At 57.8% G+C, this 22,886-nt stretch carries 18 protein-coding genes; 7 read left to right on the top strand and 11 right to left on the bottom strand.

The window, feature by feature from the left end; genetic code table 11:
• Positions 1–150: 150 nt before the first annotated feature.
• The 5 genes from PSTU_RS0101295 to PSTU_RS0101270 form a co-directional block, all read right to left on the bottom strand.
• Complete coding sequence (locus PSTU_RS0101295) at positions 151–1,446, bottom strand: TRAP transporter large permease (protein ID WP_019339241.1); 1,296 nt, start codon at positions 1,444–1,446, stop codon at positions 151–153.
• Positions 1,436–1,912 carry a TRAP transporter small permease gene (locus tag PSTU_RS0101290; protein ID WP_019339240.1) on the bottom strand — a complete coding sequence of 159 codons (477 nt, stop codon included), beginning with the start codon at positions 1,910–1,912 and terminating at the stop codon, positions 1,436–1,438. Before PSTU_RS0101290 ends, PSTU_RS0101295 begins: the two co-directional genes overlap by 11 nt.
• Positions 1,913–1,960: 48 nt before the next feature.
• Positions 1,961–2,956 carry a DctP family TRAP transporter solute-binding subunit gene (locus PSTU_RS0101285; RefSeq protein WP_019339239.1) on the bottom strand — a complete coding sequence of 332 codons (996 nt, stop codon included), beginning with the start codon at positions 2,954–2,956 and terminating at the stop codon, positions 1,961–1,963.
• Positions 2,957–3,244: 288 nt separating this feature from the next.
• Entirely contained in the window at positions 3,245–3,649 is a 405-nt protein-coding gene (locus tag PSTU_RS0101275) for a hypothetical protein (protein WP_019339237.1), read from the bottom strand.
• A gap of 159 nt (positions 3,650–3,808) precedes the next feature.
• A complete protein-coding gene (locus PSTU_RS0101270) occupies positions 3,809–4,207 on the bottom strand; it encodes a DoxX family protein (RefSeq protein WP_029404553.1) in 399 nt (132 codons plus the stop codon).
• Between the two features lie 363 nt (positions 4,208–4,570).
• On the opposite strand from PSTU_RS0101270, the gene tig reads away from it, so the two are divergent.
• The 6 genes from tig to PSTU_RS0101240 all read left to right on the top strand — a co-directional run bounded on the left by tig (position 4,571) and on the right by PSTU_RS0101240 (position 12,996).
• Positions 4,571–5,881: a trigger factor gene (gene tig / locus PSTU_RS0101265; RefSeq protein WP_019339235.1), complete on the top strand. Its 1,311-nt coding sequence runs from the start codon at positions 4,571–4,573 to the stop codon at positions 5,879–5,881.
• Positions 5,882–5,968: 87 nt separating this feature from the next.
• Positions 5,969–6,607, top strand: a complete 639-nt coding sequence (gene clpP, locus PSTU_RS0101260) for an ATP-dependent Clp endopeptidase proteolytic subunit ClpP (protein ID WP_019339234.1) — start codon at positions 5,969–5,971, stop codon at positions 6,605–6,607.
• A 118-nt stretch (positions 6,608–6,725) separates the two neighbouring features.
• Positions 6,726–8,006: an ATP-dependent Clp protease ATP-binding subunit ClpX gene (gene clpX, locus PSTU_RS0101255; protein ID WP_019339233.1), complete on the top strand. Its 1,281-nt coding sequence runs from the start codon at positions 6,726–6,728 to the stop codon at positions 8,004–8,006.
• Between the two features lie 130 nt (positions 8,007–8,136).
• On the top strand, positions 8,137–10,533 hold the full coding sequence (gene lon / locus PSTU_RS0101250) for an endopeptidase La (RefSeq protein WP_019339232.1): 2,397 nt from the start codon (positions 8,137–8,139) through the stop codon (positions 10,531–10,533).
• A 132-nt stretch (positions 10,534–10,665) separates the two neighbouring features.
• Complete coding sequence (gene hupB / locus PSTU_RS0101245) at positions 10,666–10,938, top strand: nucleoid-associated protein HU-beta (protein WP_019339231.1); 273 nt, start codon at positions 10,666–10,668, stop codon at positions 10,936–10,938.
• Between the two features lie 207 nt (positions 10,939–11,145).
• Positions 11,146–12,996 (top strand): SurA N-terminal domain-containing protein, encoded by a 1,851-nt coding sequence (locus PSTU_RS0101240; protein WP_029404552.1) that lies wholly within the window; start codon positions 11,146–11,148, stop codon positions 12,994–12,996.
• A 58-nt stretch (positions 12,997–13,054) separates the two neighbouring features.
• Here the strand turns inward: PSTU_RS0101240 and fabI are convergent, their stop codons facing one another.
• Genes fabI through PSTU_RS0101210 form a run of 6 tightly spaced genes read right to left on the bottom strand, consistent with a single transcriptional unit; the run spans position 13,055 to position 21,281 of the window.
• A complete protein-coding gene (gene fabI / locus PSTU_RS0101235; protein ID WP_019339229.1) occupies positions 13,055–13,849 on the bottom strand; it encodes an enoyl-ACP reductase FabI in 795 nt (264 codons plus the stop codon).
• Positions 13,830–15,479, bottom strand: coding sequence for an ABC transporter ATP-binding protein (locus PSTU_RS0101230; RefSeq protein ID WP_019339228.1), 1,650 nt, complete (start codon positions 15,477–15,479; stop codon positions 13,830–13,832). Before PSTU_RS0101230 ends, fabI begins: the two co-directional genes overlap by 20 nt.
• A 1-nt stretch (position 15,480) precedes the next feature.
• On the bottom strand, positions 15,481–16,500 hold the full coding sequence (locus PSTU_RS0101225; protein WP_019339227.1) for an ABC transporter permease: 1,020 nt from the start codon (positions 16,498–16,500) through the stop codon (positions 15,481–15,483).
• Between the two features lies 1 nt (position 16,501).
• A complete protein-coding gene (locus PSTU_RS0101220; protein WP_019339226.1) occupies positions 16,502–17,575 on the bottom strand; it encodes a microcin C ABC transporter permease YejB in 1,074 nt (357 codons plus the stop codon).
• A 2-nt stretch (positions 17,576–17,577) separates the two neighbouring features.
• Entirely contained in the window at positions 17,578–19,455 is a 1,878-nt protein-coding gene (locus PSTU_RS0101215; protein ID WP_019339225.1) for an extracellular solute-binding protein, read from the bottom strand.
• Positions 19,452–21,281 carry an extracellular solute-binding protein gene (locus PSTU_RS0101210; RefSeq protein WP_029404551.1) on the bottom strand — a complete coding sequence of 610 codons (1,830 nt, stop codon included), beginning with the start codon at positions 21,279–21,281 and terminating at the stop codon, positions 19,452–19,454. Before PSTU_RS0101210 ends, PSTU_RS0101215 begins: the two co-directional genes overlap by 4 nt.
• 141 nt (positions 21,282–21,422) lie before the next feature.
• Between PSTU_RS0101210 and PSTU_RS0101205 the strand changes: the two genes are divergently transcribed.
• On the top strand, positions 21,423–22,865 hold the full coding sequence (locus PSTU_RS0101205; protein WP_019339223.1) for an HDOD domain-containing protein: 1,443 nt from the start codon (positions 21,423–21,425) through the stop codon (positions 22,863–22,865).
• Positions 22,866–22,886 lie beyond the last annotated feature (21 nt).

Below are 22,886 nucleotides of genomic sequence, written 5' to 3'. Positions count from 1 at the left end.
ACTGCTTGTTCTGTTAGTTCAAGCTGTCAGGGCAGCGCTCGATTTGCTCTATTTCATGCGTGCAGGACGGGCGATGTCAGTGACCGACATCGCTCTTCCCCGCAGTCGCTCCGTCGGTTGACTCGTCAGCTCCAGCGAGCTCGAGTGAAGCTAGACCGCATAGCCCAGCACTCTAGGCAACCACAACGCAATTTCCGGAAAAACCGCCACCAGGATGAGCGCGCTGCCCATAACCAGAACGAACAGCATGGCCCAGCCAACCGTCTGCTCCAGACGGATCTTGGCGACCTCTGCGGTAACCAACAGGTTTATTGCGACGGGAGGCGTGAACTGGCCGATCGCGATGTTCATTGCCAGCAAAATACCGAACCACACCGGGTTCCAGCCGAAGTGCTGCATCACTGGAATCAGGATCGGCATCAGGATCAGATAAATGGAAATTGCGTCCAGCAGCATGCCGGCCAGCAGCACCGCAATCATCACCAGGATCAACAGCACCGTGCCGTTATCAGACAACGAGATCAGCCATTCGGCGAGGTGACGGAAGGTGCCAAGCATGGTGCCGGCCCAAGCGAAGATGCCGGCCAACGCAATAATCAGCATCACTACGCCGGAGATCACCGCTGCCTCGCCACAGAGTCGCCAGAGGTTGCGCCAGTCCAGTTCGCGCGTAACGAACAAGCCGATAACCACGCCGTAGGTCACGCCGGCCACTGCGGCTTCGGTCGGCGTAAACAGGCCGCTGCGCAGACCGCCAAGAATCAGTACGGGAGCAAAGAGCGCCGGCAATGCTTGACGGAAGCTTTCGCCAAGCGGCGGGCGCTCAGCACCTTCCGGGTTTTCCCAGCCGTAGCGACGAGCCAACAGCCAGGCCGGTAGTAGCAGCACAAGACCGGCGATGATTCCGGGGAACAGGCCGGCTGCAAACAAGGCCCGCAAGTCGACGCCTGGAACGACGATGGAATAAAGGATCAGCGCAATGGACGGCGGAATCAGAATCGCCGTCGAGGCGGATGCGGCGATCAGCGTTGCCGAAAACGGCTTGGGATAGCCGGCGCGGGTCATGCTCGGCAGCATCACCATGGCAACTGCGGCGGCATCGGCCGGACCGGAGCCGCTCATGCCTCCCATGATCAGACAGACCAGGATCGCGACCATCGCCAGGCCGCCGTGGCGCGGGCCGATCAAGGCTTGGGCGAAGCGCACCAGACGCAGCGCCACGCCAGACTTCTCGAACACCAGCCCCGTGAGGATGAACAGCGGAATGGCGATTAACGGATATTTGGCGACACCGTTGTAGGTATTGGTGCCAAGCGTGGCGAGCATGTCCGGCGATAGGCCGGCAAGGATGCCAATGGCGCCGGACAGCGCCAGCGAAAATGCCACTGGTACGCCGATCAGCAACAACAGCAGGAAGCTGGCAAGCATCCATAGATCAGGGCTCATCGGTGAGCCTCCCGCGCAGCCGGTCGATCGTCATCTGGGTCAGGCGTATACCCATCAACAACGCCAGCAGTGGCAGCCAGACCACATACCACCAGTTCGGCAGCCCCAGGCCAGGGGATTCGGACTCCCACTGGTATTCCTCCAGAGCAAACTGCCCGCCATACCAGATGACCATGCCGAGCACCAATACGCTGGCCAGCCACTGCAGCAGGATCAGCGGTGTGCGCAGGCGCGGAAATATCCGCTCGGCAAATCCGATGCGGATGTGACGGTTGCTGCGCATGGCCACCGATGCGCCGGCAAAGGTGAGAATCACAAGGAGAAAAACGGAGAGTTCTTCGGTAAAGGCGAATGATGCATCGGTGAAGTAGCGCACCATCACATTGGCCAGGCTGATCAGGCTGATGATTACCAGCGCCAGGGTAGCCAGCACGCGCTCAAGGCGCGCGTCCTGTCGATTGTTCATGGGTTTCCTCGAATCCCGGCGGCATCGCGCCGCCGGGTAGAACGGTTTTTACTTTGCTACGGCCGTGCGGGCCGCTTCGACCAGATCGGCGCCGATCTTCGACGTCCACTTTTCCTGCACGCTGCGAGTCGCATCGGCGAACGCCTGCTGCTCGGCCTCGCTCAGTTCGGTGACCTCGACGCCGCGAGCGCGGATGTCTTCCAAGCGCTTGGCCTCGCTATTGCGCGACAACTCGATCTCCCATTTGCCGGCGTCAATGGCCGCCTGGCGCAGCAGTTCGCGGTCGGCTTCTGGCAGCTCTTTCCAGATCCGCTGGTTAACCGCGAAAATCAGTGGGTCAGCCATGTAATGCCAGAGCGTCAGGTATTTCTGCCCGACCTGATCGGCTCGTGCCACGTCGAACACCGACAGCGGGTTTTCCTGGCCATCAACTGCACCGGTAGTCAGCGCCGGCTTGGCGTCGGCCCAGCTCATTTGGGTCGGGTTGGCGCCCAGTGCCGTGAATGTGTCCTGAAACAGGGGCGAACCGACTACACGGATCTTCAGGCCTTTCAGGTCGGCAGGCGTTTTCACAGGCTTGACCGAGTTGGATATCTCACGGAACCCGTTTTCACCCCAGGCCAACGGGACGATGCCGCGTTTTTCGATAGCAGCGAACGCCTGCTTGCCAGCCTCGCCCTGCGTGATGGCGTCGAGGTCGGCGCTGTTTGCCATCAGGAAGGGCAGGGAGAAGAGGTTGAGCTCCGGAACTTGTGGCGACCAGTTGATGGTCGATCCGACGGCCATGTCGATCAATCCGGACCGCATGGCAGAGAATTCCTTGGTCTGGTCGCCAGCGACCAGCTGAGCGTTGGGGTACACGCGCAAAGTGATTCCGCCATTCGAACGCTCCTCAACCAGGTCCGCCCACTTCTGCGCGGCCTGACCCCAGGGGAAGGCATCGGAAAGCACAGTGGAAACGGAGTATTCACGGGCCGAAGCGGCAAAGGTGGCAGAGAGCGCAGCAGCGGCAGCCAGTGCGGTCAAGCAACGGGTCAGTTTCATGGGGCGTCCTTGTTCGGATTGGTGTTTTGGTTGTTATGGGCGAACGGCCGGGCACTGACAGCAGCGATCGGCTTAGCGATGGCAGGTGAACCATCGAAACGCGCGGGTTGCGCGAAGGACGCGACAGGCTGCGGGCGGGTAGCAAGCAGCAGGACTCGCACGGCGTCACAAGCACTGCCAGCCTTGTGGGCTAGCAGCAGACCAGCGCGATAGGCCGGCCGGGCAACTATCGCAGATGGCAACCGTGAGTGCCAACGGCGCGCTTTCGGTCGTAGCTCGGCCCGATTCTCACGCATCGCGCAACAGATCGTGTGCATTGAGCAGACTGAACGCGATTTCCGGGCGCTTTTCCAGACCGCGGCGGATCGCAGCCGGGATCGACTGCCGGGTCTTGCGGCACAAGCCTGGCAACTCATCGATGTCGATGCGAATGCCCCGCATGCTGCGCACTTCGCTGAACCCCGGTGCGATATGAAGGCGAATCCCCAACTGCTCGTAGATGCGTCGCTGCATGCGCTCAAGGTCTGCCAGGTCTTCCAGGTTTTCCAAGCGGGAAATCAGCCGGTTTTCCTCCTGGCGCGTCAGCCGGAGAATACGCAGATCATTGTTGTTGGGCGCCTCAAGCAACTGCTCGCGTCCACAGATGCAGGCGGCAGGTGGGCAGGGCTGACGTATCGGAACAGACGCGGTCATCGGCTTATCATGGGCACTGATGTGGCCGGACTCCAAACAATTGATTGTTCTCGGGCAAAGTGAACATCGTTGCGCAGCGATCCTTCAGTCGCCGGCGCTATCGCGCCAAGCAACGGGCATTCCAACCCCTGTCGCCGGTCGTTTTTCGAGGCACGCTTATCAGTTGTATCGCCCCCCGATCCCGCCGACGCTGAATCTGCCAGCACCCAGCAGGGCGACCGCGATTGACCCAAACAGAAACATGCCTTGCAGCTCAAGCGCCCAGCCACCCATCTGGCCGAGCGAGAACAGCTCTTGCAGGTGGGCCAGTCCAAAGGCGACGAGCATGTTGACGGCGATGAGCAATGCGCCCACACGAGTAAACACTCCAACAATGACCAACGCCGGCCCGACCACTTCACCTATATATACGCCGTAAGCCAAAAGAGCGGGCAGCCCATGGCTACCTAGCATGCCGATAATCCCGTCGACGCCGTTCTGCAGTTTGAAGAGCCCATGCAAAAGAATCAGCACACCCAGCGAAACCCTTAACACCAGCTTTCCCAGATCATCAGTCATGGTTCGTCTCATCCTCATCCTCTTGCTCGGCGTCGGTCACACCGCTACCCAAAACATAGACCACTCAAGTGAGAGCTGCACCGGCAAGCGCTCACTTATAAGGCGCAGTAGGCGTGCCGCATCGATGGTACTCACTCGCTAGGTCGTCTCGGCCGTGTAGCCATGTGTGGTGCATAGCCCGTTGCTGATCCATCAGTTACGGCTTTGTGTGCGACTGCAGGCGCAGGCACCCAGAACGGACTCACGCCGCTCTGTTTGATTGCGGCCTGATAGGTAGGGTGACTTCTCCGATACGAGCCACTAGAATGCTTGCCCATTCTGGGGCCGGAATGCCGGCTTATGTCTGTGCAACGAGGAAAATCCATGCAAGTTTCTGTTGAAAGCACCTCCGCTCTTGAGCGCCGCATGACCATTGGCGTGCCGGTCGAGCGCATCGAGACCGAAGTCAACAAGCGTCTGCAACAGACCGCCAGCCGTGCAAAAATCCCAGGCTTCCGTCCCGGCAAGGTGCCGATGAGCGTCATCCGTCAGCGTTATGAGGCGGCCGCACGCCAGGAAGCATTGGGCGATCTGATTCAGGCTACCTTCTATGAAGCCGTCGTTGCCGAGAAGCTGAACCCGGCAGGCGCGCCGGCAGTCGAGCCGAAGGTGTTCGAAAAGGGCAAGGACCTGGAGTACATCGCGACGTTCGAGGTATTCCCTGAATTCAAAGTGGCCGGTTTGGACGGCATCGAAGTTGAGCGCTTGCAGGCTGACGTCGCCGATGCTGACGTAGACAACATGCTGGAAATCCTGCGCAAGCAGAACACTCGTTTTGAAAAGGTTGATCGTGTCGCTGAAGACGGCGACCAGCTGAACATCGATTTCGTCGGCAAGATCGACGGCGAAGCCTTCGCTGGCGGATCCGCGCAGGGTACGCAGCTGGTCCTGGGTTCCGGTCGTATGATTCCTGGCTTCGAGTCCGCACTGGTTGGCGCCAAGGCTGGTGAAGAGCGGGTCATCAACCCGACATTCCCTGAGGACTACCAGAATCTCGACCTGGCAGGCAAAACTGCCGAATTCACCGTTACCGTAAACGGTGTAGAGGCTGCGCAACTGCCCGAACTGAACGATGAGTTCTTTGCTCAGTTCGGCGTGCAGGAAGGCGGCCTCGAAGGCTTCCGTGCTGAAGTCAAAAAGAACATGGAGCGCGAGCTGCGCCAGGCGATCAAGACCAAGGTCAAGAACCAGGTCATGGAAGGTCTGGTGAGCGCCAACCCGATCGAAGTACCTAAGGCTCTGATTGACAACGAAGTGAACCGCCTGCGCGTTCAGGCCGTCCAGCAGTTTGGTGGCAATATCAAGCCTGATCAGCTGCCGGCCGAGTTGTTCGAAGAACAGGCCAAGCGTCGCGTCGTGCTGGGCCTGATCGTTGCCGAAGTGGTCAAGCAGTACGAGCTCAAGCCAGATGATGCGCGCGTTCGCGAGCTGATCGAGGAAATGGCCTCCGCTTACCAAGAGCCGGAGCAGGTCGTGTCCTGGTACTACAAGAACGACGAGCAGTTGAACGAAGTTCGCTCGGTTGTGCTCGAAGAACAAGTTGTAGATACTGTCCTGCAGCAGGCTAAAGTGACCGACAAATCGGTCTCCTACGAAGAAGCAGTGAAGCCTGCGGAAGCCCCGCAAGCTGCCTGAGCCTCTTCAACCGTTTAATGCACTTTCATAAGCCAGCCTCGAGCTGGCTTATGTCTTTGCGGCGTTACATAGGGAGTATCGTTGGACATGCCCGGCAATCCGTTTATGCAAGCACCAGACATTCAGGCCGCTGGCGGCCTCGTGCCAATGGTCATCGAGCAGTCCGCCCGTGGTGAGCGGGCGTATGACATCTATTCCCGCCTCCTTAAGGAGCGGGTTATTTTCATGGTCGGCCAGGTTGAAGACTACATGGCCAATCTGATTGTCGCGCAGATGCTGTTCCTCGAGGCGGAAAACCCCGAGAAGGATATTCACCTGTACATCAATTCCCCGGGCGGGTCTGTGACAGCCGGTATGGCTATCTACGACACCATGCAGTTTATCAAGGCAGACGTTTCTACCACCTGTATCGGTCAAGCGTGCAGCATGGGCGCGTTCCTGCTCGCTGGCGGAGCTAAAGGCAAGCGTTTCTGCCTTCCGAATGCCCGCGTAATGATTCATCAGCCACTGGGTGGTTTTCAGGGGCAGGCGTCGGATATCGATATCCATGCTCGCGAAATCCTCTTCATCCGTGAGCGGCTGAACCAGTTGCTGGCCCACCATACAGGGCAGGACCTGGAAACGATTGAGCGCGACACCAACCGTGACTACTTCATGAGTGCCACGCGAGCGCTGGAGTACGGGGTGGTCGATGCAGTTCACGAAAAGCGGCAGCTGCCGGTCTAACGCTGGTCTAGGAGGGCGCAGTTAGCGGGCATCCGTCATGTGCGCTTTGCGCGCCCTTGAAAATGCCTGCATTTGCCTTCATCTTGTATTACAAGCCTTCCCCGATTGGATCGATCGAATGACTGACACCCGCAACGGCGAGGATTCCGGCAAGCTGCTCTATTGCTCTTTCTGCGGCAAAAGCCAGCATGAAGTACGCAAGTTGATTGCCGGGCCCTCGGTTTTTATCTGCGACGAGTGCGTCGACCTGTGCAATGACATCATCCGCGAGGAGGTGCAAGAGGCACAGGCCGAGAGCACGTCGCAAAAACTGCCTGCACCCAAGGAAATCAGCGGCATCCTCGACCAGTACGTGATTGGTCAGGAGCGCGCAAAGAAGATCCTGGCTGTGGCTGTGTACAACCATTACAAGCGACTCAACCAGCGCGACAAGAAGGAAGAAGTTGAGCTTGGCAAGAGCAACATACTGCTTATCGGGCCGACCGGTTCAGGCAAGACGCTGCTTGCGGAGACGCTGGCCAGGCTGCTGAATGTTCCGTTCACCATCGCTGACGCCACCACGCTGACCGAAGCCGGTTACGTTGGCGAGGACGTTGAGAACATCATTCAGAAGCTGCTGCAAAAGTGCGATTACGATGTAGAAAAAGCCCAGATGGGTATCGTCTATATCGATGAGATCGACAAGATTTCGCGTAAGTCGGACAACCCTTCCATCACCCGTGACGTCTCGGGGGAAGGAGTGCAACAAGCGTTGCTGAAACTTATCGAGGGGACCGTTGCCTCTGTTCCGCCACAAGGTGGTCGCAAGCATCCGCAGCAGGAATTCCTGCAGGTAGATACGCGAAACATCCTGTTCATTTGCGGCGGTGCGTTTGCCGGACTTGAAAAAGTGATCCAGGGTCGTTCGACCAAAGGCGGAATCGGCTTCAATGCTGAAGTTCGCAGTATGGATCCGGGCAAGAAGATCGGAGAGTCGCTGCGCTCGGTTGAGCCAGACGATCTGGTCAAGTTCGGCTTGATTCCGGAGTTTGTTGGCCGTCTGCCCGTAATCGCCACGCTCGACGAGCTTGACGAGGCGGCGCTGATTCAGATCCTCACTGAGCCGAAGAACGCGCTGACCAAGCAGTACAGCAAGCTGTTCGAACTGGAAGGTGTCGATCTGGAGTTCCGTACCGATGCACTGAAAGCAGTCGCAACTCGCGCGCTGGAGCGCAAGACCGGTGCTCGAGGGCTGCGTTCGATTCTCGAAGGCGTACTGCTGGATACCATGTATGAGATTCCTTCCCAGAAGGACGTCAGCAAGGTAGTCATCGACGAGAGCGTTATCGAAGGTACTTCTCAGCCGCTGCTTATTTACGAAAACAGCGAGCCGCCTGCCAAGGCCGCGCCTGACGCGTGACAGAACAAGGGGCCTCCGGGCCCCTTTGCTTTTCTTCCTCTCCTTGTTTTTTACATCGCGCGCCCTCATCTTGATTGCCAGGGTATGAATTTCCCGTTTACCGCCGTATGGCCGTCGTAGAGCTGAATTTATGAAGACAACCATCGAATTGCCCCTTTTGCCGCTGCGCGACGTAGTGGTCTACCCGCACATGGTGATTCCGCTGTTCGTTGGGCGGGAAAAATCCATCGAGGCCCTAGAATCCGCAATGGCCGGCGATAAGCAGATATTGCTTTTGGCCCAGAAGAACCCAGCCGATGACGACCCGAGCGAAGATGGGCTATATCGTGTGGGTACGGTCGCGACCGTGTTGCAACTGCTCAAGCTGCCGGATGGCACTGTCAAGGTGCTTGTGGAGGGAGAACAGCGCGGGGTTATCGACCGTTTCTTTGACGTCGAGGACCATTGTCGAGCCGACGTCGCTCTGATCGACGAGTCGGAGATCGAAGAGCGCGAAGCGGAGGTCTTTACCCGTAGTCTTCTGAGCCAGTTTGAGCAGTATGTTCAACTGGGTAAAAAGGTGCCTTCTGAGGTGCTTTCCTCGCTTGCAAGCATCGACGAGCCGGCGCGTCTGGTTGACACAATGGCCGCGCACATGGCGCTCAAGATCGAGCAAAAGCAGGCGATTCTCGAGATTACCGATCTGCCGGCCCGCGTCGAGCATGTGTTGTCGTTGCTTGATGCCGAAATCGATCTCTTACAGGTCGAGAAGCGTATCCGTGGTCGGGTCAAGAAGCAGATGGAGCGCAGCCAGCGTGAGTACTATTTGAATGAGCAGATGAAGGCCATTCAGAAGGAACTGGGCGATATCGATGAAGGCCACAACGAAATCGATGACCTCAAGAAGCGCATCGAGAATGCTGGGCTGAGTAAAGACGCCCATACCAAAGCAACCACCGAGCTGAACAAGCTCAAGCAGATGTCGCCTATGTCGGCGGAAGCGACCGTGGTGCGGACCTACATCGATTGGTTGGTTAACGTGCCGTGGAAGGCGGCTAGCAAGGTTCGCCTCGATCTCGCCAAGGCTGAGGAGGTGCTGGATGCCGATCACTACGGCCTCGAAGAGGTCAAGGATCGGATTCTTGAATACCTCGCGGTGCAAAAACGGGTGAAAAAGTTGAAAGGTCCAGTCTTGTGCCTGGTAGGTCCGCCAGGCGTCGGCAAGACGTCGCTCGCCGAGTCGATCGCACGCTCGACGAATCGCAAGTTCGTACGCATGGCGCTGGGTGGCGTGCGGGACGAGGCCGAGATTCGTGGGCATCGTCGTACCTACATCGGCTCAATGCCCGGCCGCCTGATCCAGAAGATGAGCAAAGTCGGTGTACGCAATCCGCTGTTCTTGCTCGATGAAATCGACAAGATGGGCAACGACATGCGTGGAGACCCTGCGTCTGCCCTGTTGGAGGTGCTTGATCCTGAGCAGAACCACAACTTCAACGATCACTATCTCGAGGTCGACTACGACCTGTCTGACGTAATGTTCCTGTGCACTGCCAACTCCATGAATATTCCAGCGCCGCTGCTTGACCGCATGGAAATCATTCGTCTACCGGGTTATACGGAAGACGAGAAAATCAATATCGCCATTCGCTATCTGGTTCCGAAGCAGGTTCAGGCCAATGGGCTGAAAAAGACCGAGTTGCTGTTCGATGATGAGGCCATTCGCGACATTATCCGTTATTACACCAGGGAAGCCGGCGTTCGCGGACTTGAACGTCAGATAGCCAAGGTATGCCGCAAGGTGGTGAAGGAGCATGCGGCAGAAAAGCGTTTTGAAGTCAGCGTAACCGCCGAATCGCTCGAGCATTTCTTGGGCGTTCGCAAGTTCCGCTACGGGCTTGCCGAACAGCAAGACCAGGTTGGCCAGGTCACCGGCTTGGCGTGGACTCAGGTTGGCGGCGAACTGCTTACCATCGAAGCGGCAGTGGTGCCCGGCAAAGGGCGACTGACCAAGACCGGGTCGCTGGGCGATGTGATGGGTGAGTCCATTACAGCGGCGCTCACGGTAGTGCGTAGTCGCGCGAAGAGCCTTGGTATTGCTGTTGATTTCCACGAGAAACAGGACATTCATATTCATGTCCCTGAAGGGGCTACGCCGAAAGATGGCCCTAGCGCAGGTATCGGTATGTGTACCGCGTTGGTCTCGGCACTGACGCAGATTCCGGTTCGGGCCGAAGTCGCCATGACCGGGGAAATCACCCTACGTGGCCAGGTCCTCGCTATCGGTGGCTTGAAAGAGAAATTGCTCGCGGCACACCGGGGCGGTATCAAAACGGTGATCATTCCTGAAGAGAATCAGCGTGATCTGAAAGAGATTCCTGACAATATTAAGCAAGACCTGCAGATTAAACCGGTGAAGTGGATTGACGAAGTCCTCCAAATTGCGCTGCAATACGCGCCGGAGCCCTTGCCTGACGCGGCTCCCGATATCGTTGCAAAGGATGACAAGCGCGAGTCTGATTCCAAGGAGCGAATCAGCACGCATTAGTCCGAGAGGCTTTTTTGACACATTTTCGGCGGCCTTGATATAAGCCGGCTTTTTGTGCACTTGCTATCTCGGCACAGCTTTGCTTACACCTAAAATTAAAGATACGACTCAACAGAAATAAGGGGACTTAGAGTGAACAAGTCGGAACTGATCGATGCTATCGCCGCATCTGCTGATATCCCGAAAGCTGTTGCTGGCCGCGCGCTGGATGCAGTTATTGAATCCGTCACAGGTGCTCTGAAGGCTGGTGATTCCGTGGTGCTGGTTGGTTTCGGTACTTTTGCTGTCAAGGAGCGCGCTGCGCGCACTGGTCGCAATCCTCAGACTGGCAAGCCGATCGATATCGCGGCCGCCAAAATCCCTGGCTTCAAAGCGGGCAAGGCCCTGAAAGACGCCGTTAACTAAGCGTCTTCGATCCAGCCGGCTGTCAGTTAGCGCTGGCCCTGGCTTGGAGCGGTTAGTCGAACAGGCACTGCTTGTTGCGTTCGGGCTTGGGGGATTAGGCCCAACTGCTCCAAAAGCTCCGAGAAGGCGCATCCCTGGATGCGCCTTTCTTTTTATCCGGATTCCCGCGCTGCAGCGGTGACTGCGCAGCTGACTCCTGGGGGACGCATGCTTCAGAATATCAGGGACAATTCACAAGGCTGGATTGCCAAAACCATCATCGGCATCATCGTAGTGCTGCTGGCGCTGACCGGCTTCGACGCCATCTTCAATGCCAGCAGCAGCCGCAATGCCGCAGAGGTCAACGGTGAAGAGATATCACTGGATGAGCTCAACCAGGCTATGAACATGCAACGTCGGCAACTGGCCCAGCAGCTCGGAGGAAACTTCGACCCATCAATGCTGGACGACAAGCTGGTACGCGAATCATCGCTGCGGGCGCTCATTGATCGAGCACTGTTGCTGCAAGGGGCGCGCGATGCAGATTTCGCGTTTTCCGAAGCAGCGCTTGATCAACTGATCCTGCAGACGCCTGAATTCGCAGTGGACGGTGCGTTTAATGCTGCGCGCTTCGATCAGGTAATTCAGCAAATGGGTTATACCCGGCTGCAGTTCCGCGAGCTGTTGAAGCAGGAAATGTTGATCGGCCAACTCCGCGCAGGCATATCCGGTTCAGGTTTCGTCACGGATGAGCAGATCGAAGCATTTGCTCGGCTGGAACAGCAAACGCGCGATTTCGCAACTGTTACCGTGCCGGCTGAAACGGCCGCGGTTGACGTAAGCGATGACGAAGCGCGCGAATATTACGAAGAAAATACAGACCGCTTTCGTTCGCCCGAGCAAGTTATCGTCGAGTATGTCGAGCTGAAAAAGGAGTCCTTCTTTGATCAGGTCGAGGTCTCGGAGGAGGAGCTGCAGGATTTGTATCAGCAGCGCATCGCCGCTCTGGCAGAGCAACGTCGTGCGGCGCATATTCTGATCGAAACCGATGATAGTGGCGATGCCGCTGCCAAGAAGAAAATCGACGAGATCGCCAAGCGTTTGGCCTCTGGTGAGGACTTCTCGGCGTTAGCGAAGGAGCTTTCAGAAGATCCTGGTTCCGCAAATGAAGGGGGCGATCTCGGCTTTGCCGGTCCGGGCGTTTATGACCCGGCATTTGAGGAGGCGCTGTACGCCTTGGGTGAAGGCGAGGTCTCTGCGCCGGTTCGCTCTGACTTCGGCTGGCATCTGATCAAGCTGCTCGACGTTCAGTCGCCAGAGATCCCGACCCTGGAGAGCCTGAAGCCGGAGCTGGTGCGCGAACTTAAGGCGCAACAGGTCGAGCAGCGTTTTGTCGAAGCCAGCAAGCAGCTCGAGGACACGGCATTCGAATCATCCGACCTTCTTCAGCCGGCACAGGAGCTGGGCCTTTCAGTGCAAACGACCGAGGCATTCGGGCGTGAGGGTGGGGCTGGGGTCGCATCGAATCGGCAGGTTGTCCAGGCTGCGTTCAGTGATGAGGTTCTGGTCGATGGTGCTAATAGCAGCGTAATCGAACTGGATCCGGATACCGTCGTTGCGGTCCGCGTGAAAGAGCACCTGCAACCTGAAGTGTTGCCCTTCGATAGGGTGAAGGACGACATTGTTACTCAGCTCAAGGGCAGCAAGGCGGCAGAGCAAGCTCTCGAAGCAGGCACTCAGCTGATCGCTACGCTGCGTGATGGCGGGCAGATCGAACAGCAATGGCAACCGATCGAGGCCGCTTCTCGCAACCAGGAAGGCGTTGAGCCGGCGGTGCTACAACAAGTGTTTCGGATGCCGAAACCGGAGACAAGTGACAAACCGAGTTACGGTAGTGTTCGTCTTGCCAACGGTGATTTCGTCGTGGTTCGTCTAAGCGGCGTAAGTGAGCCAAAAGCGGATCTCTCGGCGGAAGATAAGCAGAACTATCGTCGCTTTCTGGCTTCACGCAGCGGCCAGCAGGATTTCGCTGCCTACCGCCAGATGCTGCATGCGGACGCCGAGATCGAGACCTTCTGATCGAGCTGTAGCGCAAAAAAAACCCGCATCATGTGCGGGTTTTTCTTTTACTGGCGAATCAGTCTTCTATTGCACCCATCGCGGTAGTGTTAAAGCCGCCATCGACATAGAGAATCTCGCCACTGATACCCGATGCCAGATCTGAGCAGAGGAAGGCGCCAGCATTGCCGACCTCGTCAATGGTCACATTGCGGCGTAGCGGCGTTTGCTTTTCGTTGGCCGCCAGCATCTTGCGGAAGCTCTTGATTCCGGACGCTGCCAGCGTCCGGATAGGGCCAGCAGACACCGCGTTGACGCGAGTACCCTCAGCGCCCAGGCTGCCGGCGAGATAGCGAACGCCTGCTTCGAGACTGGCCTTGGCCATGCCCATAACGTTGTAGTTGGGCATGGTGCGCTCAGCGCCGAGGTAGGAAAGCGTCAGGATGCTTCCATTGCGGCCCTTCATCATCGGGCGCCCGGCCTTGGCCAGCGCAACGAGGCTGTACGCGCTGATGTCATGAGCGATGCGGAAGCCTTCACGGGTGGTGACTTCGGTGAAGTCGCCATCGAGTTGGTCACCCGGGGCGAAACCTACCGAGTGGACGATACCGTCCAGACCGTCCCACTTCTTGCCAAGCGCTTCGAAAACCTTGACGATCTCGTCGTCGCTGGCGACGTCGCAAGGGAAGCACAGTTCAGGCCCCGAGCCCCAGCCGGCAGCGAACTCCTCGACACGGCCCTTGAGCTTCTCGTTCTGATAGGTGAAAGCCAGTTCGGCGCCTTCACGGTGCATGGCCGCTGCGATCCCGGAGGCAATCGACAATTTGCTGGCGACGCCGACGATCAATACGCGCTTACCGGTAAGAAAACCCATGTGCTTTTCCCTCTTCTGGTTGTTCATCAGTGGCTGGGATCATGAAGGCCGATTCCAGCAGCTGCTGTGTGTATGGATGTTGCGGAGCGGCGAAGATGGCCTCCGCCATTCCCTGTTCTACGACTTTGCCTTGCTTGACCACCATCATCTGATGGCTCAACGCCCGAACCACCGCCAGGTCATGGCTGATGAACAGGTAGGTCAGGTTGTACTTGGCCTGAAGTGAGCGCAGTAGCTCCACCACTTGCCGCTGTACAGTTCGATCCAGTGCCGAGGTCGGTTCATCAAGCAGAATTAAATCAGGCTTGAGGACCAGCGCCCTGGCTATGGCTATTCGCTGCCGCTGGCCTCCGGAAAACTCGTGGGGATAGCGGTGCCGGCTATCAGGGTCGAGTCCAACCTCGACCAGCGCATCGATGATTGCTTGTGCTTGTTCCTTCGCGGAGCCCATACCATGGATACTAAGCCCTTCTCCGACGATCTGCCCCACCGACATGCGGGGGCTCAGGCTGCCGAAAGGGTCCTGAAACACGACTTGCATTTGCCGACGCAATGGACGCACCGCCCGTTGCGACATGGTCTCAAGCGCCTGGTTGTCAAAACGGATTTCGCCGCTGCTCGAAATCAGACGCAGAATGGCCAAGCCCAGCGTCGATTTTCCCGAGCCGCTTTCTCCGACAATGCCCAGCGTCTGACCTTTTGGCAGATTGAACGTGACGCCGTCGACTGCCTTGATATGGTCGACCGTGTGCCTGAAAAGTCCCTTCTTGATAGGAAACCAGACCCGCAGATCATTCACTTCCAGCAGTGTCGGCGAAGACGCCTCAACCGGTACCGGCCCGCCGCTAGGCTCTGCCCCAAGCAGTTCCTGTGTATAGGGATGCTGCGGTGATCGGAACAATTCCTCGCAAGGTGCTTGTTCGACGACAGAACCACTCTTCATGACACATACATGGTGAGCGATTCGGCGGACGAGGTTCAGGTCGTGACTGATCAGCAGCAGGGCCATGCCCAGGCGCCCCTGCAGCTCCTTGAGCAACTCGAGTATTTTCAGCTGTACCGTCACATCCAACGCCGTGGTGGGCTCGTCGGCAATCAGCAGCTCGGGTTCATTCGCCAGCGCCATGGCAATTACCACGCGCTGGCGCTGACCGCCGGAGAGTTCGTGAGGATAGGCCCGGATCCGTTTGGTCGGTTCAGGTATCCCAACCAGCTCAAGCAGTTCGAGAGTGCGCGCCGTAGCGGCCTTGCCGTTGAGGCCCTTGTGGATCTGCAGCACTTCGTTGATTTGCTTGCCTATGGTATGCAGCGGGTTGAGCGAGGTCATCGGCTCCTGAAACACCATGGCTATCCGGTCTCCGCGTATACCGCGCATGCGTTTCTCGGTCGCCTGGAGTAAATCCTCGCCTGCATAGCGGATTTCTCCCGCCGGGTGCTGCGCGAGGGGGTAGGGCAGCAGACGCAGGATTGAGTGTGCTGTGACGGACTTGCCCGAACCGCTCTCACCAACCAGTGCCAACGTCTCGCCCTTGCGGATATCGAAGCTCACGCCCGTCACTACACGCTGGGCCTGGCCATTGGTGACGAACTCGACCGCCAGATCGCGGACCTCGATAAGGTTCTCGGTCATGCTATTTCCTTGGGTCGAAAGCGTCGCGAGCAGCCTCGCCGATAAATACCAGCAGGGTCAGCATGATCGCCAGGACCATGAATGCGCTGATTCCCAGCCACGGCGCCTGCAGGTTCGCCTTGCCTTGTGCTACAAGCTCGCCCAGCGAAGGAGCGCCGGGCGGTAGTCCAAAGCCGAGAAAGTCCAAGGCCGTCAATGTGCCTATCGCTCCGGTGAGGATGAACGGCATGAATGTCATGGTCGACACCATCGCGTTGGGCAGGATATGGCGGAACATGATTGCGCCGTTGCGCATGCCCAGTGCGCGCGCCGCTCGCACGTACTCAAGATTACGACCGCGCAGGAACTCGGCCCGAACGACATCGACCAGGCTCATCCAGGAAAATAGCAGCATGATGCCGAGCAGCCACCAGAAGTTGGGCTGCACAAAGCTGGCGAGAATAATCAGCAGATAGAGCACCGGAAGACCGGACCATATTTCCAGCACGCGCTGACCAACAAGGTCGACCCAGCCGCCGTAGAAACCTTGTAGAGCGCCGGCAATTACGCCGATAACCGAGCTGATCAGGGTCAGGGTCAACGCAAACAGAACCGAAATCCGGAACCCGTAAATGACTCTCGCAAGCACGTCGCGCCCCTGGTCATCGGTACCTAGCCAGTTTTCCCAGGACGGCGGAGCGGGAGCGGGCACCTGCAGGTCGTAGTTGATGCTGGAATGATGAAAAGGAATGGGTGGCCAGATCATCCAGCCATCCTTCTTCTCGATCAGCTCCTGGATGTACGGACCTTTGTAGTTCGCTTGCAGCGGAAACTCGCCACCGAAGACAGTCTCTGGATAGCGTTTGAACACAGGGACATACCAGTCGCCATCGAAACGAACCAGGATCGGCTTATCGTTGGCGATTATCTCCGCGCCGAGGCTCAGGATGAACAAGGTCAGAAATACCCACAGCGACCACCAGCCGCGCTTGTGAGCCTTGAACAGGGCGAAGCGGCGCTGGTTCAGCGGCGACAGCTTCATCTCAGGCCTCCCTGCTTTCGAAGTCGATTCGAGGGTCGACGAGCGTGTAGGTCAGGTCGCCGATCAGCTTGACCACCAGTCCAAGCAAGGTGAAGAGAAAGAGGGTGCCGAACACGACGGGATAGTCACGATTGATGGCAGCCTCGAAGCTGAGCAGGCCAAGGCCGTCGAGCGAGAAAATCACTTCGATCAGCAAGGAGCCCGTGAAAAACATGCCGATGAAGGCCGATGGGAAACCAGCGATGATGATCAGCATTGCGTTGCGGAACACATGGCCGTACAGCACGCGATTTTTGCTCAGGCCTTTTGCGCGCGCTGTGATCACGTATTGCTTGTTGATCTCGTCGAGAAAACTATTTTTCGTTAGCAGGGTGAGCGTCGCGAAATTTCCGATCACCAATGCCGTAACGGGAGGTGCAAGGTGCCAGAAATAGTCGATGATCTTGCCGGTGAGCGACAATTCATCGAAGTTTCCGGAAGTGAGTCCCCGCAGCGGAAACCAGTTCCAGTAGCTGCCGCCCGCGAACAGCACGATCAGCAGAATGGCGAACAGAAACGCCGGTATTGCATAGCCGATGATGATCGCCGAACTGGTCCAGACGTCGAACGCACTGCCATGCCGGGTGGCCTTGGCGATCCCCAGGGGAATCGACGCCAGGTACATGATGAGCGTGCTCCATAACCCCAGCGAGATCGACACCGGCATCTTTTCGATAATCAGATCAGTCACGCTGGCATCGCGGAAGAAGCTTTCGCCGAAATCCAGCCGCAGGTAGTTGCTGAGCATGATCCAGAAGCGCTCTGGTGCGGGCTTGTCGAAGCCGTAAAGGCGTTCGATTTCAGCAATCAGATCGGGGTCCAGGCCTTGCCCGCCCCGATAGCTGTTGCTGCCAGTAGCGACTTCCGATCCCCCGCCGGCAATCCGGCTGGTTGCGCCGTCGAAGCCCTCCAGCTTGGCGATCGCCTGTTCGACAGGCCCACCGGGAGCGGCCTGAATAATGATGAAATTGATCAGCAGGATGCCGAACAGGGTCGGGATGATGAGCAACAGGCGTCGGAATACATACGCGAGCATGCTTATCGCTCCGTCACACTGGGTTTACTGGTCTCTGCTGCAGCGGCAGATTCGTCATCGACCGGCTTCGGCTCAGGTTGGCTTACATCTGGCTTGATCCACCAGGTCATCAGGCCGACATCGTAACGGGGCGTCGTCTCGGGATGGGCCAGATGACTCCAGTATGCGACGCGCCAGGTCTTGATGTGCCAGTTGGGAATTACATAGTGGCCTGAGAGCAATACACGATCCAGCGCGCGAGTGCGTGTAATGAGTTCTTCCCGTGAGTCCGCGGCAATCAGCTTTTCTACCAGTACATCGATGGCGGGGTCTTTCAGCCCGATGTAGTTGCGGCTTCCCGGGTTGTCGGCGCTCGCCGAGTGCCAGTACTCACGCTGCTCGTTGCCTGGAGAGCTGGACTGGCCAAAGCCGCTGACAATCATGTCGTAGTCGCGCGAACGTAATCGATTTATGTACTGCGATACGTCGACGCGCCGGAGTTCCAGTTCGATACCCAGGCTGGCAAGGTTTCGCTTGTAGGGCAGCAGCACACGCTCGAAGTCGGCTTGCACCAAGAGAAATTCGAGTTTGACGGGTTTGCCCTCGGCGTCGACCATCTGGTCGTTTTCAATCTTCCAGCCCGCTGCGGTCAGCAGTTCGTAGGCCCGGCGCTGCTGCGCACGGATGATGCCATCGGCGTTGGTCTGTGGAAGTTCGAAAGGTTTTTCGAATACCTGATCGGGGATCTTCCCGCGTAACGGCTCAAGAATATTCAACTCCTGCTCGCTGGGCAGGCCCGAGGCGGCGAGCTCGGAGTTATCGAAATAGCTGGTGGTGCGTGTGTAGGCACCGTTGAAGAGCTGACGGTTTGTCCACTCGAAGTCAAAGAGTAACGCCAGGGCCTCGCGGACGCGCGCATCTTGCAGCCGGTCCCTGCGGATGTTGAAGATGAACCCCTGCATGCCTTGCGGATTGTGGTTGGCAATTTCCTCTTGGATGATCCGTCCATCTTTGACGGCCGCAATATCATAGGCAGTGGCCCAGTTCTTCGCGCTGGTTTCCAGCCAATAATCAAAATGTCCCGCCTTGAAGGCCTGGAGCGCCACGGTGTTGTCGCGGTAGTAATCGATGTTGACGTGATCGAAGTTATAGAAACCTCGATTCACCGCCAGGTCCTTGCCCCAGTAATCTTCGACACGGGCATAACGAACTGAGCGTCCCGCTTCTGCACGTTCGATGCGATAGGGGCCACTGCCAAGTGGGGCTTCCATGCTGCCAGTGGCAAAGTCCCTGCTTTCCCACCAGTGCTTGGGCAGGACGGGCAGTTGCCCGAGGATCAGTGGTAGCTCACGGTTGCCTGCGTGCTTGAAATCAAATCGGACGCGACGCGGACTTTCAATCACGACTTTTTCGACATCGGCGTAGTACCCACGGTAATGCGGCGCGCCCTTGCTGATCAGTGTTTCAAAGGAGAACACAACATCCTCAGCCTCTACCGGTTCGCCGTCATGAAACCGCGCCTCTGGCCGCAGGTAGAAACGTACCCATTTGTTGTCAGGACCCTTCTCGATCTTTTCTGCCAGCAGGCCATAGACCGTGAAAGGCTCGTCCAGGCTGTTGGTTGTCAGGGTGTCATACACGAGCCCAATGTCGTCGGCGGCGACCCCTTTGTTGATGAAGGGGTTGAGCGAGTCAAAGCTGCCGAAGCCTGCCTGGCGCAGTGTTCCGCCTTTGGGCGCATCGGGGTTGACGTAGTCGAAGTGCGAGAAGTCAGCCGGATACTTGGGCTGTTCATCGTATAGCGTCAGTGCATGTTGCGGTGCCGCTTCGGCCAGGCTGGCGAGCAGGAGGAGGGCGAGGTTACCCGCTTGTAGAAACAACCGTCGTGTGTTGCGTGTCATTGTGCCTTCTCCAGGTCCTTCAACCACCACGCTCGCAATCCCAGGGTATAGGGCGGTGTGGTGATGTGGGCGAACCGATTGCGGTATGCCAGACGGTGGTAGCTGATGTACCAATTGGGGATGGTGTAGTGATTCCACAGCAGAACCCGGTCGATGGCACGGGCGGCGGCAATCTGCTCTTCGCGCGTCTTGGCCGCAAGCAGCTTCTCGATCAGTGAGTCGACGATCGGGTTAGCGATACCGGCATAGTTGCGACCGCCTTTTACATCGACCTGGCTGGAGTGGAAATACAGCCATTGCTCCAGTCCCGGGCTAAGGCTCTGCCCCAGCGTTGTCAAAATCATGTCGTAATCGTATTGGTCAAGCCGTTGTTTGTACTGCGCACCGTCGACAGTGCGCAAACGAGCGGATATGCCAATCCGTGAAAGATTCTCGACATAGGGCTGAAGTATCCGCTCGAGGCCCGGATTGACGAGCAGGATTTCGAATCTAAATGTCCGCCCGGCCTTGTTGCGAAGACCTTCGGGGGTGAGCTTCCAGCCAGCGTCCTTAAGTAGAGCCAGGGCCTTGCGTAGAGTATCGCGAGGAATCCCTCGCCCGTCGGTTTTCGGTAGTTTGAATGGCTCCGTGAAAAGCTGTGCGGGGAGTTGCTCTCGAAACGGTGAAAGCAGTAGCCATTCCCCGCCTTCCGGCGTCCCGGTCGCGGAAAACTCGCTGTTCGGATAGTAGCTTTCGCTGCGTTGGTAGGCGCCGTAGAACAGGGCGCGGTTGGTCCACTCGAAATCGAACAGCAAGCCCAGCGCCTGGCGTACCCGGATGTCGGCAAAGGTCGAACGGCGCGCGTTCATGAACAGTGCCTGGGTCTGGGTGGGAATCTCGTGCGGAATCTCTGCGCGAATGACATCGCCGCGCAGAACTGCCGGAAACTGATAGCCGTTGGCCCAGTTTTTTGCCTGATGCTCGATATAAAAATCGAATTCACCAACCTTGAATGCTTCGAAGGCAACCGTTGTATCGCGATAGAACTCGACGTCGACCTGGCGGAAGTTGTACTTGCCGCGATTGGCCGGCAGATCCGCTCCCCACCAATTCTTCACTCGCTCGAAGGTGACTCGACGACCCGGCTGAACATCACTGATTCGGTACGGGCCGCTGCCCAGTGGAGGCTCGAACGTTGTGGCGCGGAAATCGCGATCTTTCCAGTAGTGTTGTGGCAATACCGGCAGTTCACCGAGACGCATGATCAGCAAGGGCTGATCCGGTTTGTCGAAAACGAAACGAATTCGATGGCGGTTGAGTATGTCGACGCGCTCGACACCCTGCAGATCTGTGCGAAAGCGCGGATGACCATCCTTAATGAGCAATTGATAGGAGAAGGCTACGTCGTAGGCCGTGATCGGTTGCCCGTCATGAAATCGAGCCGAGTCGCGCAGGTTGAAAACCACCCAGCTATGATTATCGCTGTACTCGATGGTCTCGGCGATAAGCCCGTAGGCGGAAGCGGGTTCGTCGCCGGATGGGTCGTAGACACCGGTGCCAACCATCAACGGCTCGTTCAGTTCAGAGACGCCGTACTGAAAAAAGCCAGGTGTTGCGGTTGGGCTGGTGCCTTTGAAAGTGTAGGGGTTGAGCGTGTCGAAAGTGCCGGACGCCATCAGCCGCACGCGGCCACCCTTGGGCGCATCGGGGTTCACCCAGTCGAAATGAGTAAAGTCTTCAGCATATTTAAGAGTGCCGAACTGCGCGTAACCGTGGCTTTCGCTAATGGTGGCGAACGACGGAAAGCTCAGTCCCAGACAGCTCAGCAGTAATAGGATGGGTCGCATCAAACGGTGAATCCGATCCATGGCGCTTTCGGTCTTTTCGGCCGGGTACAGTAACAGCTTGTATCCGCTGGAAAAAGGCCGGCTATCTGGGCAAACTGCCTTTCCCTTCAGCCGCCCAATCGTTGGGTGAGGTCGTTCAATTTGAGTGAAACCAGCTATGGGCTGCAGTCATGGATAGACCGCCTGAATCAATCCGAACTGCCGGCATTGGCGGCGGTTGTGCAGGACCTGCAGCGCCTCACCGAGCAGGAGCATGCCTCCGTTCAACAGCTTGCCGACGTGCTCCTGCGCGACGCTGCCCTGACCTCGAAGGTGCTTCGAGTCGGTAATAGCAGCTATTACAACCCCTCCCAGGAAACGATCAAGACCATCTCGCGGGCCATCGTCATGATCGGCTTCGATAATGTGCGGTTGATCAGTCTCTCGGTCAGCCTGATCGACGGACTGCTGGATCGTGCGCCGCGCCAGCAACTACAGGAATTGCTGGCGCGGTCATTTCATGCGGCGGTGCAGGCACGCAACATTGCGGGCTACGTTCTGACCAAGCACGAAGAAGAGGTCTTCATTGCCGCGTTGCTCCATGAAGTCGGTGAGCTTGCGTTTTGGGGTTGCGGTGGTCGGCAGGCCGATGAGCTTGGTGAGCAGCTGGCGGGCGGTACGGATCATGACGAAGCGGTCGAGCAAGTGCTTGGTACCAGTTTTCGCCAGCTTAACCTCGGGCTGATCAAAAGCTGGAATATTGGTGAGCTGGCGAGTTTCGCTCATGGATCGGGCAATCTGCGAGACCCCGCAGCACACTCCGTCAACCTCGGGGTCCGCATCGGTGCGGCAGCGCTGCACGGGTGGGGCTGCCCGGAAATGGGAGACTTGGTCAAGGAGTTTGCTGATTTCGGCGGCATTTCTGAAGCGGATGCGATGCAGCAGATCCTTGCCAGTGCCGACGAGGCTGTCAACGTCGCGACGACATTTGGAGCCAGTCGACTGTGCAAGCTGATCCCGTCCACTGACCCGGAGCAAGTTCAGTTACAGCAGGCGCAGCGGGCTGCAAGCCTCTTGCAGCCAGACCTGCTGGTGATGCAGCAGGCCATGCAGGACCTCGGCATGATGGCGGCTAGCCGTGGCGACGTCGGTTTGATTCTCGAAGCGCTGCTCAAGGGGCTGCACCAAGGCGCGGGGCTGGAGCGCGTAATGCTGACCGTACTTGCCGATCAGCAGCGTTCGTTTCGTGTCAAGTGCGCAGCGGGTGAGCAGACCGCGACCTGGCTTGAGCAATTCGTGTTGCCCGTTGATCCGTCAGGTCAGTCGCATATTTTCAGTTATGTGCTGCGCCAACGTCAGCCACTGTGGATGGGCGTACCGGCAAGCAATAACCTCGATGAGCTGGTTACCGTGCCGCTTCGCCAACAGCTTGGAAAAGGAATGTTTTTTATTGCGCCATTGATGGCGGGCACGCGAGAAATCGGTGTCCTTTACGCAGACAATCGAATATCCGGGCGAGCGCTGAAGCACGAACAGTTCGTCGCGTTCCAGCGATTTACCCAACTGGCGGGGCGCTGCCTGGACGCGCTCGGCAAGCGCAATTGAGCGGGCTGCCTCGACGCTTCG

This window comes from Stutzerimonas stutzeri SDM-LAC (assembly GCF_000235745.1).
In the GTDB taxonomy this organism is placed as follows: domain Bacteria; phylum Pseudomonadota; class Gammaproteobacteria; order Pseudomonadales; family Pseudomonadaceae; genus Stutzerimonas; species Stutzerimonas stutzeri_H.
Note: the sequence above shows the minus strand (reverse complement) of the source record. Positions and strands in the feature narration are given on the sequence as shown.

Bases quoted from the DNA above. Each gene is read 5' to 3' on its own strand.
- PSTU_RS0101295 (WP_019339241.1), bottom strand. From the start codon at position 1,446: ATGAGCCCTGATCTATGGATGCTTGCCAGCTTCCTGCTGTTGTTGCTG.
- PSTU_RS0101290 (WP_019339240.1), bottom strand. From the start codon at position 1,912: ATGAACAATCGACAGGACGCGCGCCTTGAGCGCGTGCTGGCTACCCTG.
- PSTU_RS0101285 (WP_019339239.1), bottom strand. From the start codon at position 2,956: ATGAAACTGACCCGTTGCTTGACCGCACTGGCTGCCGCTGCTGCGCTC.
- PSTU_RS0101275 (WP_019339237.1), bottom strand. From the start codon at position 3,649: ATGACCGCGTCTGTTCCGATACGTCAGCCCTGCCCACCTGCCGCCTGC.
- PSTU_RS0101270 (WP_029404553.1), bottom strand. From the start codon at position 4,207: ATGACTGATGATCTGGGAAAGCTGGTGTTAAGGGTTTCGCTGGGTGTG.
- tig (WP_019339235.1), top strand. From the start codon at position 4,571: ATGCAAGTTTCTGTTGAAAGCACCTCCGCTCTTGAGCGCCGCATGACC.
- clpP (WP_019339234.1), top strand. From the start codon at position 5,969: ATGCCCGGCAATCCGTTTATGCAAGCACCAGACATTCAGGCCGCTGGC.
- clpX (WP_019339233.1), top strand. From the start codon at position 6,726: ATGACTGACACCCGCAACGGCGAGGATTCCGGCAAGCTGCTCTATTGC.
- lon (WP_019339232.1), top strand. From the start codon at position 8,137: ATGAAGACAACCATCGAATTGCCCCTTTTGCCGCTGCGCGACGTAGTG.
- PSTU_RS0101240 (WP_029404552.1), top strand. From the start codon at position 11,146: ATGCTTCAGAATATCAGGGACAATTCACAAGGCTGGATTGCCAAAACC.
- fabI (WP_019339229.1), bottom strand. From the start codon at position 13,849: ATGGGTTTTCTTACCGGTAAGCGCGTATTGATCGTCGGCGTCGCCAGC.
- PSTU_RS0101230 (WP_019339228.1), bottom strand. From the start codon at position 15,479: ATGACCGAGAACCTTATCGAGGTCCGCGATCTGGCGGTCGAGTTCGTC.
- PSTU_RS0101225 (WP_019339227.1), bottom strand. From the start codon at position 16,500: ATGAAGCTGTCGCCGCTGAACCAGCGCCGCTTCGCCCTGTTCAAGGCT.
- PSTU_RS0101220 (WP_019339226.1), bottom strand. From the start codon at position 17,575: ATGCTCGCGTATGTATTCCGACGCCTGTTGCTCATCATCCCGACCCTG.
- PSTU_RS0101215 (WP_019339225.1), bottom strand. From the start codon at position 19,455: ATGACACGCAACACACGACGGTTGTTTCTACAAGCGGGTAACCTCGCC.
- PSTU_RS0101210 (WP_029404551.1), bottom strand. From the start codon at position 21,281: ATGCGACCCATCCTATTACTGCTGAGCTGTCTGGGACTGAGCTTTCCG.